Source organism: Variovorax atrisoli 110B (genome assembly GCF_000382045.1).
Taxonomy (GTDB): domain Bacteria; phylum Pseudomonadota; class Gammaproteobacteria; order Burkholderiales; family Burkholderiaceae_C; genus Variovorax; species Variovorax atrisoli.
Genome location: NZ_KB907451.1, coordinates 327,672 through 341,856 on the forward strand (window position 1 = coordinate 327,672; position 14,185 = coordinate 341,856).

15 protein-coding genes are annotated in these 14,185 nt (G+C 71.3%); 7 read left to right on the plus strand and 8 right to left on the minus strand.

The genetic code is table 11. The features are described from left to right. Positions 1 to 13 precede the first annotated feature (13 nt). The 5 genes from G369_RS0109585 to G369_RS0109605 all read left to right on the plus strand — a co-directional run bounded on the left by G369_RS0109585 (position 14) and on the right by G369_RS0109605 (position 4,408). Positions 14 to 1,117: an NAD(P)/FAD-dependent oxidoreductase gene (locus G369_RS0109585; protein WP_019653780.1), complete on the plus strand. Its 1,104-nt coding sequence runs from the start codon at positions 14 to 16 to the stop codon at positions 1,115 to 1,117. Next, complete coding sequence (locus G369_RS0109590) at positions 1,114 to 1,362, plus strand: (2Fe-2S)-binding protein (protein ID WP_019653781.1); 249 nt, start codon at positions 1,114 to 1,116, stop codon at positions 1,360 to 1,362. Before G369_RS0109585 ends, G369_RS0109590 begins: the two co-directional genes overlap by 4 nt. After that, positions 1,359 to 2,663 carry an NAD(P)/FAD-dependent oxidoreductase gene (locus G369_RS0109595; RefSeq protein ID WP_019653782.1) on the plus strand — a complete coding sequence of 435 codons (1,305 nt, stop codon included), beginning with the start codon at positions 1,359 to 1,361 and terminating at the stop codon, positions 2,661 to 2,663. The genes G369_RS0109590 and G369_RS0109595 overlap by 4 nt, the downstream gene beginning before the upstream one ends. Positions 2,664 to 2,692: 29 nt before the next feature. Continuing rightward, a complete protein-coding gene (locus G369_RS0109600) occupies positions 2,693 to 3,400 on the plus strand; it encodes a GntR family transcriptional regulator (RefSeq protein ID WP_221404310.1) in 708 nt (235 codons plus the stop codon). Positions 3,401 to 3,481: 81 nt separating this feature from the next. After that, complete coding sequence (locus G369_RS0109605) at positions 3,482 to 4,408, plus strand: fatty acid desaturase family protein (RefSeq protein ID WP_019653784.1); 927 nt, start codon at positions 3,482 to 3,484, stop codon at positions 4,406 to 4,408. Between the two features lie 7 nt (positions 4,409 to 4,415). Here G369_RS0109605 and G369_RS0109610 read toward each other — a convergent pair whose 3' ends face one another. Then, positions 4,416 to 5,309 carry an EamA family transporter gene (locus tag G369_RS0109610; protein WP_019653785.1) on the minus strand — a complete coding sequence of 298 codons (894 nt, stop codon included), beginning with the start codon at positions 5,307 to 5,309 and terminating at the stop codon, positions 4,416 to 4,418. 81 nt (positions 5,310 to 5,390) lie between these two features. On the opposite strand from G369_RS0109610, the gene G369_RS0109615 reads away from it, so the two are divergent. Beyond that, positions 5,391 to 6,278, plus strand: a complete 888-nt coding sequence (locus tag G369_RS0109615; RefSeq protein ID WP_019653786.1) for a LysR family transcriptional regulator — start codon at positions 5,391 to 5,393, stop codon at positions 6,276 to 6,278. On the opposite strand, the gene G369_RS0109620 is transcribed toward G369_RS0109615, so the two are convergent. From G369_RS0109620 to G369_RS39060, 4 genes are all read right to left on the minus strand, one after another. Further along, the gene (locus G369_RS0109620) at positions 6,215 to 7,453 is read right to left on the minus strand and encodes an acyltransferase family protein (RefSeq protein ID WP_019653787.1); all 1,239 of its coding nucleotides are present in this window, start codon (positions 7,451 to 7,453) and stop codon (positions 6,215 to 6,217) included. The two genes, G369_RS0109615 and G369_RS0109620, sit on opposite strands and share 64 nt — an antisense overlap. Before the next feature lie 33 nt (positions 7,454 to 7,486). Next, positions 7,487 to 8,503: a MerR family transcriptional regulator gene (locus G369_RS0109625; protein WP_019653788.1), complete on the minus strand. Its 1,017-nt coding sequence runs from the start codon at positions 8,501 to 8,503 to the stop codon at positions 7,487 to 7,489. A 22-nt stretch (positions 8,504 to 8,525) separates the two neighbouring features. Then, positions 8,526 to 8,861, minus strand: a complete 336-nt coding sequence (locus tag G369_RS0109630) for a hypothetical protein (RefSeq protein ID WP_019653789.1) — start codon at positions 8,859 to 8,861, stop codon at positions 8,526 to 8,528. A gap of 128 nt (positions 8,862 to 8,989) precedes the next feature. After that, the gene (locus G369_RS39060) at positions 8,990 to 9,160 is read right to left on the minus strand and encodes a hypothetical protein (RefSeq protein ID WP_019653790.1); all 171 of its coding nucleotides are present in this window, start codon (positions 9,158 to 9,160) and stop codon (positions 8,990 to 8,992) included. Between the two features lie 60 nt (positions 9,161 to 9,220). On the opposite strand from G369_RS39060, the gene G369_RS0109640 reads away from it, so the two are divergent. After that, positions 9,221 to 10,696, plus strand: coding sequence for an MATE family efflux transporter (locus tag G369_RS0109640; protein ID WP_019653791.1), 1,476 nt, complete (start codon positions 9,221 to 9,223; stop codon positions 10,694 to 10,696). A 92-nt stretch (positions 10,697 to 10,788) separates the two neighbouring features. Here the strand turns inward: G369_RS0109640 and dbpA are convergent, their stop codons facing one another. The 3 genes from dbpA to G369_RS0109655 all read right to left on the minus strand — a co-directional run bounded on the left by dbpA (position 10,789) and on the right by G369_RS0109655 (position 14,185). After that, positions 10,789 to 12,201 (minus strand): ATP-dependent RNA helicase DbpA, encoded by a 1,413-nt coding sequence (dbpA, locus tag G369_RS0109645; protein ID WP_019653792.1) that lies wholly within the window; start codon positions 12,199 to 12,201, stop codon positions 10,789 to 10,791. A gap of 84 nt (positions 12,202 to 12,285) precedes the next feature. Beyond that, a complete protein-coding gene (gene infA / locus G369_RS0109650; protein WP_019653793.1) occupies positions 12,286 to 12,570 on the minus strand; it encodes a translation initiation factor IF-1 in 285 nt (94 codons plus the stop codon). 361 nt (positions 12,571 to 12,931) lie between these two features. After that, entirely contained in the window at positions 12,932 to 14,185 is a 1,254-nt protein-coding gene (locus G369_RS0109655; protein WP_019653794.1) for an MFS transporter, read from the minus strand.

Here is a 14,185-nt window from a genome sequence, read left to right on the forward strand (position 1 = left end):
CACGACGGGCGCAATGGACGCGGACGTCATCGTCATCGGCGCCGGCATCGTCGGCGCCGCGTGCGCGCATGCGCTCGCGAATGCGGGCGCGAAGGTGCTGGTGCTCGACGCCGGCATCGGCGGCGCCACCGGCGCCGGCATGGGCCACCTCGTGGTGATGGACGACAACCCGGCCGAGCTGGCGCTGAGCCGCCATTCGATCGCGCAGTGGCGCGAGCTCGCGCCGCGCATGGGCGAGGACTGCGCCTACAGCGCCTGCGGCACGCTGTGGATCGCCGCGAACGACGAGGAGATGGCCGAGGCCGGGCGCAAGCTGCAGCGGCTGCGCGCCGACGGCATCGACAGCCGCCTGCTCGACGCACGGCAGCTCTCGGCCGCCGAACCTGCATTGCGCAAGGGCCTCGCGGGCGCGCTCGAAGTGCCTGGCGACGGCATCCTCTACGCACCCAACGCGGCGCGCTGGCTGCTCGCCCAGCATGGGGCATCGATCCGCGTCGAGCAGGCGAAGGTCGATGCCATAGAGGAAAACGGCACGCTGCGCCTGGCCGACGGCGGCCGCCGCGCCGCGCCGCGCGTCGTGCTCGCCAACGGAATCCAGGCCACCGCGCTGTGCCCCGAGCTGCCGATACGTCCGAAGAAGGGCCACCTGCTCATCACCGACCGCTATCCGGGCACGGTGCACCACCAGCTCGTCGAACTCGGCTACATGACCAGCGCCCACCACAGCGAGGGCGACTCGGTCGCCTTCAACGTGCAGCCGCGTCCCACGGGGCAGCTGCTGATCGGCTCCTCGCGCCAGTTCGACACCACCGACGCGGCCGTGGAAGCGCCGATGCTCGCGCGCATGCTCCGGCGCGCGCTCGACTACCTGCCGGGGCTCGCGAACCTCAACGCCCTGCGCTCGTGGACCGGCATGCGCGCGGCCTCGCCCGACGGGCTTCCGCTTCTGGGCAGGCATCCGTGGCGCGAGAGGCTCTGGCTCGCCGTCGGGCACGAGGGCCTCGGCGTGACCACGGCACCTGGCAGCGCGCACCTGCTCGCCGCGCTGATGACCGGGGCGACACCCGGTTTCGACGCCGCGCCCTACGCACCTCGCGGCCTGCGGGAGGCCGCATGAGCGCCCACACCCTGCTGAACATCGACGGCCGCCTGGTCCGCGTGAAGGCCGGCAGCTCGGTCGCCGCCGCGCTGCGCGTGGCCGGCGGCGCGGGCGTGGCGCGCACCTCCGTCGGCGGCCAGCCGCGCGCGCCCTTCTGCGGCATGGGCGTGTGCCAGGAATGCCGCGTGCTCGTCGACGGCCGGCGCAGGCTCGCCTGCCAGACGATATGCGTCGAGGGCATGCGCGTGGAGACCGCGGAATGAGCGGCGTCGTGCCCGAGCATTGCGACGTGCTGGTCGTCGGCGCCGGCCCGGCCGGCATGGCGGCGGCAGTGGCGGCTGCGCGCAGCGGCGCATCGATCGCCGTGATCGACGACAACCCCGCGCCCGGCGGACAGATCTGGCGCGACGGCCCCGGCGCGAAGCTGCCGCCGGCCGCGCGCAAGTGGCGCGAGGCGCTCGAACGCCATGCCAACATCCGTGTGCGCAGCGGCACGCGTGTCGTCGCTGCGCCCTCGCCCGGCGAACTGCTGCTCGAAGACGCCGATGGTGCCGTGCGCATGCGGTGGGGCAGGCTCATCCTGTGCACCGGCGCGCGCGAACTGCAGCTGCCCTTCCCGGGCTGGACGCTGCCCGGTGTGACCGGCGCGGGCGGGCTGCAGGCGCTCGTCAAGGCCGGCCTGCCGGTCGAGGGCGAGCGCATCGTCGTCGCGGGCAGCGGACCGCTGCTGCTTGCCGCCGCGGCCACTGCGCGTTCGGCGGGCGCCAAGGTGCTGCGCATCGCCGAGCAGGCTTCGTTCGCCGCGGTCGCGCGCTTCGGCGCCAGCCTCGCGCGCTGGCCCGGCAAGGCGGCGCAGGCCGTCGCGCTGGCCGACCCCTGCTATCGCACCTCGTCGCACGTCGTCTCGGCGGGTGGCGCCGTGCAGGTCGAGTCGGTGCGCCTGCGCCAGGGCAACGGCCAGGAAGTGGAGATCGCCTGCGACCGCATCGCCTGCGGCTTCGGCCTGGTGCCCAACACTCAGCTCGGCCGCATGCTCGGCTGCGCGCTGGCTTCGGACGGCTTCGGCGTGCGGGGCCTGCAGGTCGATGCGCGGCAGGCCACCAGCGTGCCGGGCATCTACGCGGCGGGCGAGTGCACCGGTTTCGGCGGCAGCGAGCGCGCGCTGGCGCAGGGCAGCATCGCCGGCCATGCAGCGGTGGGCGACGAGCGCGCGGCCGCCGCGCACGAGGGCGAGCGCGCGCGCTGGGATGCCTTCGCGGCGCAGCTGCACCGCGGCTTCGCGCTGCATGCCGCCATCCGGGCGCTGCCACGGCCCGACACCCTCGTGTGCCGATGCGAGGACGTGCCCTTCTCCGCGCTGCAGGACTGCAGCGGCTGGACCGACGCCAAGCTGCACCGCCGCTGCGGCATGGGCGCCTGCCAGGGGCGCGTGTGCGGCGATGCCGCGCAGTTCCTCTTCGGATGGACGCCGCCCGCGCCGCGCCCGCCGCTGTCGCCGGTGCGCATCGCGACGCTCGCGGGACTCGCCGAGATCGAGTCCACGGGCGCGGACGCCCGACAATGACGGCGCCGCCGCATCCGCAGAACGAGACCATGGCCTCCCCGAAGACAGCACCGAAGAAGAAAGAAGCAGAGACAGCCCCCGTGGCCGCCGCCCGCGCGCGGCCCAAGCGCCGTGCCGCCGACGAGGCCTACGACGCCATCGAGACGCTGCTGTCCACCATGCAGCTGCAGCCCGGCAGCCAGATCGTCGAGGCCGAACTCGCCGAGCGCACGGGGCTGGGCCGCACACCGGTGCGCGAGGCGCTGATGCGAATGGTGTCCATCGGGCTGATCGTGCAGCAGCCGCGCCGCGGGCTGCTGGTGTCGACCATCGACCTGGCCGACCACCTCGACGTGATCCAGACGCGGCGCGTGCTCGAGGTGCTGATCGCCGCCTGCTCGGCGCGCCGCGCCACCGCGCAGCAGCGCCAGGAGATCGTGCGCTGCGCCGAGATGATGGTCGAGGCCGCGAGCCGCGGCGACCTCAACGACTACATGCAGGCCGACCGCGCGCTGGACCTCGTCAACCACCGGGCGAGCCACAACGACTCGGCGGTGCGCGCGGTGATCCCGCCCATCGTCCAGTGCCGGCGCTTCTGGTACGCCTACCAGCACGAGGGCGAGATCGTCGAGGGCGCGAACGCCCACCTGCAGCTGGCGCGGGGCATCGCGACCGGCGACGAGGCGGCCGCCACCGCGGGCGCCAACCGGCTGATGGACTATCTCGAAGTCTTCGCGCGCAAGATCATCGACAACTAGGCCGAAGGGCTTCGCTTTCCGCACTGGCACCCCGGGCAACTCCGCGTGCCTGCGCCCGTCTCGCGGCGCATACTGGCCCGCATGGCCGTCGCACCCCGCGCCCAACCCGAGGACTTCTTCACCGCCGACGAGTGGGGCTCGCTCACCGCGCGCTCGTCGTGGAAGGGCCTCTGGCTGGTGCTGCACTGCTGGGGCGTGATCGGCGCGGCGATGCTCGCGGGCATCATGTGGCCGTGGACCGTTCCGCTGGTCGTGCCGATCGTCGGCGCGCGGCAGCTGGGCCTTTTCATCCTCATGCACGACGCCGCGCACGCGGCGCTGCACCGCAACCGAAAGATCAACGACTGGGTGGGCCACTGGCTGTGCTCGTCGACGCTGCGCGACTACCGGCCCTATCACCTTCAGCACCATCGCTTCGTGCAGCAGACCGAAGACCCGGACCTCGTGCTGTCGGCGCCCTTCCCCATCACGCGCGCCTCGATGTGGCGCAAGGTGGTGCGCGACCTGAGCGGGCAGACCTTCTACAAGCAGCGCTTCGGGCACATCGCCGAAGGCATCCGCAAGAGGGCGCCCGGCGAATCGGCACTGCAGGTTTTCGGCCGCGAGCTCGCGAAGGACCGGCGATTCCTCGTTGCCAACGGGCTGGGCTTGCTCGCCTTCGCGCTCGCCGGCTACGGGTGGGCGTGGCTCGCGATGTGGCTGCTGCCGATGGCGACCTGGCTGCCGCTGGTGAGCCGCGTGCGCAACATCGCCGAGCATGCGCTGGTCGCGCAGAACGAGCCCGATCCGCTGCGGCAGGCGCGCACCACGCATGCCGGCTGGCTGGAACGTGCGCTGGTGGCGCCCTACTGGGTCAACTACCACTGCGAGCACCACATGTTCACCAGCCTGCCCTGCTGGGCGCTGCCGAAGGCGCACCGCCTGCTGCAGCGGCAGGGCGCCATCGCGCGCATGGAAGTGCAGCCGGGCTACCTGAGCCTGCTCGGGCGGGCCACGGCCGCAGCCTAGCCTTCCCTCAGCGCGCGCCCGCCGGCGCGGTGCGCACCTTCGGTGCCTGCGCGCCGCGCTGCGCATGCTGGCTCAGCCAGATGCTCGCGATCACGACGAGGATGCCCAGCACCTGCCAGGTCGAAAGCGCCTGGCCGAGCAGCGCCCAGCCGAGGATCACCGCTGTCACCGGGCTCAGGAAGGCCAGCGGCGCGACGGTCGATGGCTCCAGGCGGGCCACGCCGCGGAACCACACGATGTAGGTCAGCGCGGCGCCCACCAGGCCCAGCCAGCCGAAGCCGATCCAGTTGTGCAGCGTGAGCGCAGGCAGCGGCGGCTCCAGCAGCAGCGCCACGGGCAGCAGCAGCAGGCCGCCCGCGGTGAGCTGCCAGGCGGTGAAGGTCAGCGCCGACACCGGCGGCTGCCAGCGCCGGCTCAGCACCGTGCCGAAGGCCATCGACACCGCGGCGGCGATGGCGGCCGCGATGCCCAGCGCATCGAGCGCCGCGTTCGGCGTCAGCACCAGCAGCGCCACCCCGCCGATGCCGACCACCGCCGCCACCACCGACAGCGCGCGCACCGGCGAGCCCAGGAAGACGCTGGCCAGGAACACCACGAAGAGCGGCTGCACCGAGGTGATGGTGGCCGCCACGCCGCCCGGCAGCCGGTAGGCCGCGAGGAACAGCATCGCCCACAGCACCGAGAAGTTCAGCGCGCCGAGCAGCAGGATGCGGCCCCACCACGCGCGCTCGGGCAGCTGACGCACGATCGCCAGCAGCAGCAGGCCGGCGGGCAACGCACGCAGCAGCGCCACCGTCAGCGGGTAGTTCGCAGGCAGCAGCTCGGTCGTGACGATGTAGGTGCTGCCCCAGACGGCGGGCGCCGTGGCGGTCAGGAGGATGTCGGTGGTGCGGCTGGTCATGCCTTGAATCTAGTGAGTTGACCGGTGGTTGTGAATGTTCGAATAATGAATTGATTCTTTACCGTCAGTTGTCAATCAGGCATGGACCATCTCACCGCCCTCAGAGTCTTCCGCACCGCCGCCGCCACGGGCAGCTTCGCCGGCGCCGCGCGGCAGATGGGGCTCTCGCCCGCGGCGGTGAGCAAGAACATCGCCGAGCTGGAAGCGCACCTGAAGGTGCGGCTCATCAACCGCACCACGCGGCAGATGAGCCTGACGGAGGCCGGCGCGGCGTACCACGAGCGGCTCTCGCGCATCCTCGACGAGCTCGCCGAGGCCGATGCCGCGCTCGCGCCCATGGGCAGCAGCCCCGGCGGCGTGCTGCGCGTGAGTGCGCCCCTGACCCTGGCGCTCACGCTGCTGTCGCCGGCCATCCCGGAGTTCATGGGCCGGCATCCGAACCTGCGGCTGGAGCTGAACCTGCAGGACGCCCGCGTCGACATCATCGGCGAGGGCTACGACCTCGCCATCCGCGGCAGCGACCGGCTCGAGGATTCGAGCCTCGTCGCGCGCGAGCTCATGACCATGGACCACGTGCTGTGCGCCGCCCCCGCCTACCTCGACGCCGCCGGCCGGCCGGCGCAGCCCGCCGACCTGAAGAGCCACGAGTGCGTGCAGTTCACGCTCTCGGGCCATGCCAACAAATGGACCTTCACGCGCGCCGGCCGCAGCGTGGCGGTGCCGATCGACGGACGCTACAAGGTCGGCTCCAGCATCGCCGTGCGCGACGCGCTGCTCGCGGGCTTCGGGCTGAGTCTGATCCCACGCATCTATGTGGAGAAAGAGCTGGCCTCCGGCCGGCTGGAGGCGGTGCTGCAGGAATGGGAGGCCGACCGCACGCCGGTGTACGCGGTGTACCCCTCGCGTCACCTCGCGGCCAAGACGCGCGCCTTTGTCGACTTCCTGGTGGAGCGGTTCTCCGGCCGCTGACCGTTCAGCAGCCTGCCGACGGGCGTGCGGCGCACCAGCAGCTGGTAGCTCGCGAGCGCGGCCAGCGAGGTGGCCGCGATGTTCAGCCCCATCTTCGCGACCGCGCCCAGCGGCACGTCGAACAACAGGATGCCGAAGCCCACGGTGCCCAGCATGTGCACCAGGTACACCCAGTACGAGCTTTGCGACAGGTAGTCGAGCACCGCGTTGCGGCGCGGCAGGTAGCGCAGGAAGCCGCCGATCAGCGCCATGCTCCAGAGCCACGCGGTCGCGCCGTAGGCGTAGGCGATCCAGAACTCGGGATGCGGCACACGATGCAGGCTGCCGCCGCGCGCGGCACCCAGCAGCAGCACCGTCGCGACCAGGAAGGCGAAGCCGGCCGCCGCATGGCCCTTGCAGCGTGCCGAGAAGACCGCGAGCAGCTGCTCCTGCCGGCCATGAACGTACCAGCCGGCCGCGAAGAAGAGGCCGCTGCGCATCCACTCGGCCGCAGGCGGCAGGAAGGAGCCGGTTTCCTGGAGCAGGCCCGACGGATAGGCCATGCCCACGAGGGCCAGCGGCAGCGCCAGCACCGCGAAGCCCCAGCGCCGCGACAGCAGTTGCGTGAAGCCCCGTGCCAGTGCCTCGCGCAGCCGTGCCGGCACGAAGCGCCGGACCCGCATGCCGGCCCAGGCCAGCACGCTGAGCCAGAACAGCTGGTACAGGAACCACAGGTGCATGGTGTTGAAGGGCGAGCCGCCGGCCTGCCGCCGGGGTGCCAGCGCGACGTCGATGCCCGGCACGCCGCGCACCGTCAGGTGGATGTAGACCATCGCCAGCACCGTGGTCGCCGCGAACAGCGGCGGCCAGAAGATCGCGAAGGGCAGCGCGAGCCTCAGGCAGCGGTTCTTCAGCATGCCGTTCGCGCCGCGCCGCTCGGCCAGCAGCGCCACGAAGAAGCCGGCCAGCACGAAGAACACCGGCATGCGGAAGCTGTGGATGAACAGCAGCAGCAGGTCGGCCACCGGCGACGTCTTCGGGTCGCGCCAGGGCAGCGGCGAGTCGACGGTGAGGTGGTTGATCGCCACGTGCAGCACGATGCCGAGCCACATCATGAGGGCGCGGAGGTTGTCGAGCGCGTGGAGCCGCTCGAGCGGCTGCGGATGTGGCGGCAGTGGAGTGTGTGCGTTGTTCATGAGGCCACTGTCGGGCCTCACGCAACGTCAGGGTCAAGCGCTGCGCGGGGCCGTCGCAGGGTTCATCGCACGCAGCAGGTAGTCACGCACCGCAGGCGTGGTGACGGCGGTGGCCTGCAGCACCGGCTCGGCGGCCATCGCCTGCATCAGCCGGGCGCCGATGCCGGGGTCGTGGTCGGTGAAGGCGTCGAACAGGCGCACCCATTCGCGCGCGATGGCCTGCACGGCTTCGTCTTCGGGCGGAACGCCGCGCGCCTGCAGGGCAGCGAGTTCGGCCGCGAGCCTGCGCCATTCGTCCTCGGGCGGCGGGCCCAGCCGCGCGAAGTCGTCGGTGCGCATGTGGCGCAAGAGCGCGGCCATGCGGATGCTGATGGCCTCGCCGATGTAGTCGACCAGCTCGGCGGACGGCCCGTCGTCGCGGCGCGCCACGGGTTCGCGGCGGTACATCTCGCCCCAGCGCGTGACGAGGTCGTAGTTGCCGTCCATCCACTGGCCCATCAGCGTCATCCAGCGCGCGGCCAGCGGCTGCACCTCCAGCGAATCGGCCGGCACGCCCCGCGCCATGAGCGCGGCCACCTCGGCCACCAGCGGCGGCCAGCGGTCGGCCACCTGCTTCCAGTTGGCCATGAGCGACCTGATCTCGGCGGGGCTGAAGTAGCGGCCGTAGGTGGTCATCTGCTCGAGCGTGGCGAGCCAGTCCTTCATGTCGGGCTGGGCGCCTTCGGCCAGGCGCTGCTCGAGCAGGCCGAGCCGCTCGCGCAGCGCGGTGGCCTGCGCGATCTGCTGGTCGAGCGATTCGATCTGCCGCGCGATGATCGCGGGCATCGCGCCGCCTTCCGCGTCGAGCACCGCGCCGATCTCGGCCAGCGGCAGGCCCAGCAGCCGCAGCGCCTGGATGGCGTGCAGGCGGGCGATGTCAGCCGCGTCGTAGAGGCGGTAGCCGGCCTCGGAGCGCGCCGAGGGCGCCAGCAGGCCGATGGCGTCGTAGTGGTGCAGCGTGCGCACCGTGAGGCCGGTGTGCCGGGCGAGTTCTCCGACCTTGAGCAGCACGGGTTGTCGCTCCTGCGGGGACTCAGCCGGCTTCGGAACCGGGCTCGGGCTCGGGCAGTTCCGGATCCTCCCAGCCGAGCAGTTCGGCCAGCCGCCGCACCACCCACGTGGCCTCGGCCGGCGACACGCCCGATTCGGGCGCGGCCAGTCCGGCGTGGATGCGGCGCAGGATCTCGCTTTCGACCGGCACCTCGGTGTGGTGCTGGATCTGCGCGTGGCCCACGAGATGGCTGGCGAGGTCCTCGCAGATCTCGTAGCGCTCGCGCACCACGCCGATGGGCTCGCTCAGGCGCTGGCGCGCGTCGGTGTAGACGGCGAAGAACGAGGGCGGGATGAGGATCTGGTTGTCTTCGGACATCGCGGGCCTGGGGAAAGTCTGGTGGCAGCGGCGGCCCCAATGACAAAACGCGCCCTGGGGCGCGTTCGTCGTGGCTCCTTCGGTGCTCTTTCAGGAAGCGTGGGGAGCCGGCGGGGGCAGAAGCCGGATCAGCCGCCCTTCTTGGCGCGCTTGCCGGGGTTCTTCTTGCTGCGCGTGGCGGTGCCGCGTTCGAGGCTGACCTTCTGGCCGCCACCGGAGCGCGGCGCGGTGTAGCCGGGCAGCGGCGTCGGCTTCGGGGTGGCAACGCGTTCGGCTTCGGTACGGAATGTCTTGGGCATGAAAAGCTCGGGTAAAAGTGAATGTTCGAACCTGCAATTAGGCCACATCGGGAATTTCACATGCCAATAACCGCAACGGCGGGTGGTGTCGGGCGCGCGCGTTTCGTTTCGGGCTCGCTGATGCGCCACGTCTGCGTGATGGCCGGCACGGGCGCCATCGGGCTGATCGCGGTGTTCGCGGTCGACCTCATCAACCTGTTCTACATCTCGCTGCTGGGCGAGAAGGAGATCGCCGCGGCGATCGGCTTCGCGGGCGTGGTGGGCTTCTTCCATGCGTCGCTTTGCATCGGGCTGACGATCGGCATCGCGGCGGTGGTGTCGCGGACCGTGGGCGCAGGGCGCGCCGAGGATGCGCGCCGCATCGCCACGTCGAGCCTCGTGCTGATGACGGCGCTGGCCGTGGTGGCGGGCACGGGCACCGCGTTCTTCCTGCATCCGGCGCTGCACGCGCTCGGCGCACAGGGCGAGACGGCGCGGCTCGCGCACCGCTATCTATCGGTGACGGTGCACACGCTGCCGCTGCTGGGCATCGGCATGGCGACCTCGGCGCTGCTGCGCTCCATCGGCGATGCGCGCCGCTCGATGACGGTGACGCTCGGCGGTGCCTTCGTGACGGCTGTGCTCGACCCGATCCTGATCTTCGGCTTCGGCCTGGGGCTCGACGGCGCGGCAATCAGCGCGGTGGTCTCGCGCATCGTGCTCGCGGCCATCGGCCTGCACGGCGTGATCGTGCGGCACCGCATGCTCGGGCGCTTCGAGCCGCACAAGCTCGCCGACGATGCGCGCGCGCTCGGCACGGTGGCGGCTCCGGCGGTGCTGACGAATCTTGCGACGCCGGTAGGCGCGGCCTTCGTCACGCATTCGGTCGCGCAGTTCGGGCCCTCGGCGGTCGCGGGCGCCGCCACCATCGACCGGCTGACGCCTGTGGCCTTCGGGCTGGTCTATGCGCTCAGCGGCGCGGTCGGGCCGATCCTTGCGCAGAACCTGGGTGCGGGGCAGTTCCGCCGCGTGCAGGAGGGGCTGCGCGACAGCCTGCTCTTCATGGTGGTGTCGGTGGCCGTGGCGTGGCTGGTGCTGGGGCTCGGGCAGGGCGCGATCATCCGGGCGTTCTCGGCCGACGGGCAGGCGGCGCAGCTGATCTCGCTCTTCTGCAGCTGGCTGGCCGCGAGCTTCTTCTTCGCGGGCGGGCTGTTCGTGGCGAACGCCTCGTTCAACAACCTCGGGCATCCGCTGCTGTCGACGGCGTTCAACTGGGGGCGCGCCACGCTGGGCACGATTCCGTTCGCCTGGTGGGGCTCGCACTACGGCGCGACCGGCGTGCTGATAGGCCAGGCGGTCGGCTCGTCGATCTTCGGCCTGCTGGCGGTGATCGTCGCGTTCCGGCTGGCCGCGAAGCTGGCGCGCCAGGAGCTGCCGGCGCCGGACGCCGTACCGGCCCCGGTGCTCGACGCGCCGGTGGCACCGACCTCGGCGCATGCGGAGGCCGCAGCTTTGAGCACGCCGCAATCGGTTCCGAAGGGCGCCGCATCTTCGTGAGGGCCGCCGCGCACGGCCGCCCGAAGCGGCCGGCCCGCCCCCGGTAGGGGGTGGAGAAGCGACACGAAGTGCGCGAAGCCTGGGGGCGAGTCCTAGATGAGCCGCACCTTGACCGACTTGCCCTTCACGCGCCCGGCGGAGAGCTTGCGCGCCGCCTCGGCCGCGATCGCACGGTCCACCGCCACATAGGTCGAGAACTCGTTGACGTTGATCTTGCCGACCTGCTCCTTCGCATAGCCGCATTCGCCGGTCAGCGCGCCCAGCACGTCGCCGGCGCGGATCTTCTCCTTGCGCCCGCCCACGATCTGCAGGGTGGCCATCGGCGGCTGCAGCGGCGCGCCCTTGCCCGGCGTGAGTTCGGCCAGCGGGTGCCATTCGGATTCGCGGCCCTGCAGCTGCTCGATCTTCCCGACGCTGCCCATCTCGTCCATGCTGGCCAGGTTCAGCGCCAGCCCTTCCGATGCGCCCTGCTGTCCCACGCGGCCGGTGCGGCCGACGCGGTGGATGTGCACTTCGGCATCGGGCGTCACGTCGACGTTGATCACCGCTTCGAGCTGCGCGATGTCGAGCCCGCGCGCCGCCACGTCGGTGGCCACCAGCACCGAGCAGCTGCGGTTGGCGAACTGCACCAGCACCTGGTCGCGCTCGCGCTGCTCCAGCTCGCCGAAGAGCGCCAGCGCGCTGAAGCCCTGCGCGCGCAGCACGTCGACCAGGTCGCGGCACTGCTGCTTGGTGTTGCAGAAGGCCAGCGTGCTGACGGGGCGGAAGTGGTCGAGCAGCAGGCTCACGGCGTGCAGGCGCTCGTGGTCTTCCACTTCGTACCAGCGCTGGCGGATCTTGCTGCCCTCGTGCTGCGATTGCACCGCGATCTGCTCGGGGCTCTTCATGAACTGCTCGGCGAGCTTCGCGATGCCTTCGGGATACGTGGCCGAGAACAGCAGCGTCTGGCGCTCCTTCGGGCACTGGCGCGCCACCTTCACGATGTCGTCGAAGAACCCCATGTCGAGCATGCGGTCGGCCTCGTCGAGCACCAGGGTGTTGAGCGCTTCCAGGTCCAGGTTCCCGCGCTCGAGGTGGTCCATGATGCGCCCCGGCGTGCCCACCACGATGTGCGCACCGTGCTCCAGGCTCGCGACCTGCCCGCGCAGCGCGACGCCGCCGCAGAGCGTGACCACCTTGATGTTCTCCTCGGCGCGCGCGAGGCGGCGGATCTCGAGCGTGACCTGGTCGGCCAGCTCGCGCGTCGGGCACAGCACCAGCGACTGCACCGCGAAGCGGCGCGGATTGAGGTTGGCCAGCAGCGCCAGGGCGAAGGCGGCGGTCTTGCCGCTGCCGGTCTTGGCCTGCGCGATCAGGTCCTTGCCGAGCAGCGCGCTCGGCAGCGAGGCTGCCTGGATCGGCGTCATCTGCGTGTAGCCGAGCTGCGTGAGGTTGGCCAGCATCCGGGGCGAGAGCGCCAGCGTGGAGAAGCCGTTGTTGCCGGCCGTGGAATCAGGGGTGGTCATGGTTCTAAGGCCGACAGACGCGCGAATGACAAAGGCCTTGCGGCGCCCCTGGGGAGCGTCGCAAGGCCTTGGGTCGGTGGCGTATCAGCGGCGGGGTGAGTTGTTGCCGGAACCGCCGGAGCCGGAGTTCGTCGGCGGGGGGCCGCGGCGCTCCAGGTGGCGGAAGGTGATGCGGCCCTTGGTCAGGTCGTAGGGCGAGAGCTCGAGCGAGACCTTGTCGCCGGCCAGGATGCGGATGTGGTGCTTGCGCATCTTGCCGCCGCTGTAGGCGATCAGCTGATGGCCGTTGTCCAGCGTGACGCGGTAGCGCGAGTCCGGCAGGACTTCGGTCACCGCGCCGTTCATTTCGATCAGTTCTTCCTTTGGCATCTGTGCTTACCTCTGAATCGTTCGTTCGATGTGTGTTGGAGATTGAATTGGTGTGATTGTTTCAGCCCGCGAACGGGAGCGCGAGACGGACGCGCGATTCGCTTCAACAGGAACGACGGCAGTGGTGGCCATCATGGGCGCCGGTCGGGCACTCCAACACACTGTGAACGCCGGCGTGCCGAGCGGGAGGCCGGAGAATCCGGAAAGCAGCGCAGCTCGCAGGCGGGATTGACGAAATTCTTCGTCGTGGTATCGAAACGAACCCGACATTATAGCTTGCGGGGCATGACAGTTGCTTGTCTTGAAGCAACGCTCCAAAGAAAAAGGCCCCGAAGGGCCGTGGTGCAAGCTCCATTTGCTATCAAAAACATAGCTTAGCCGAAGCGGAGCCGGGCACGCGCGCCCGGCGTGCGGCACGCAGCAGCAGCATCAGGCCGGCGAGCTGGCAGGCCGCCCCCACCCAGCCCACCGTGGCGACGCCGAACAGGTCGATCGCCATTCCGCCCAGTCCCGAGCCCGCAGCGATGCCCAGGTAGATCGCCGAGGCGTTGAGCGACAGCGTCATCGGCGCGCGCTCCGGCGCGAGCCGGATCAGCCGCACCGCCTGCGCCGGCCCGAAACCCCAGCCCGCGAAGCCCCAGAGCGCCGACAGCACCACGATCGCCGGCAGCGCCAGCCCGTGCGGCAGCATCTGTGCGGCGAACGACAGCCCGCCCAGGATCAGCACCAGCATCAGCGCGAAGCCCTGCGCCATGCGGTCGGCGCCGAAGCGGTCGGTGGCCCAGCCGCCGGCCGCGGTGCCGATGGCCGCCGCCACGCCGATGGCGAAGAACACCGCGCCCGTGCCTTCAGTGCCGAAGCCCAGCGTGTGCGAGAGGAAGAGCGCGATGTAGGTGTAGAAGCTGAAGCCGCCCGTGGCCCACAGCAGGCTGACCAGCAGCCCCGGCAGCACGCCCGGCTCGCGGGCCACGGCGAAGGCCGGCGTGCGCTTTTCCGCGGCAGGCGCCTGCGACAGATCGCGCGGCAGCCCCAGCGCGAGGCCCCAGGTCGCGAGCGCCGCCACCGCCGCGATCAGCAGGTAGGCCGTGCGCCAGCCGCCCCAGCCGGCGATCCATGCGCCCAGCGGCACGCCGAGTGCCACCGCCACCGTGCCGCCGCCGGTCACGATCGCCAGCGCACGGCCGCGCAGCGCGGGCGACACCATCACCGCCGCCACCGCGCTCGCCGTCGGCAGGAACACGCCGGCCACCAGCCCCAGTGCGACGCGCGCCAGCGCCAGCTGCACGAACCCGTGCGCCATCGATGCGGCCAGCGTCAGCCCCGAGAAGGCCGCGAGGCTCACCACCAGCAGCCGCCGGCGCCCGAAGCGCGCCAGCAGCGCCGCCATCAGCGGCGAGCCGATCGCATAGCTCAGCGCGAACAGCAGCACCAGCTGCCCGGCGCGCGCGGCGCTGATCCGCAGGTCCGCCGCCAGCACCGGCAGCAGGCCTGCGACCATGAAGCTCTCGGTGCCGATGGCGAATGCGCCCAGCGCGAGCCAGCCCAGGCTCAGCGGCAGGCGTTCGGCCGGCTGCGGCGAGGAGGAGGGGGAAGAAGAAAGAGCCGGGTTGTTCAT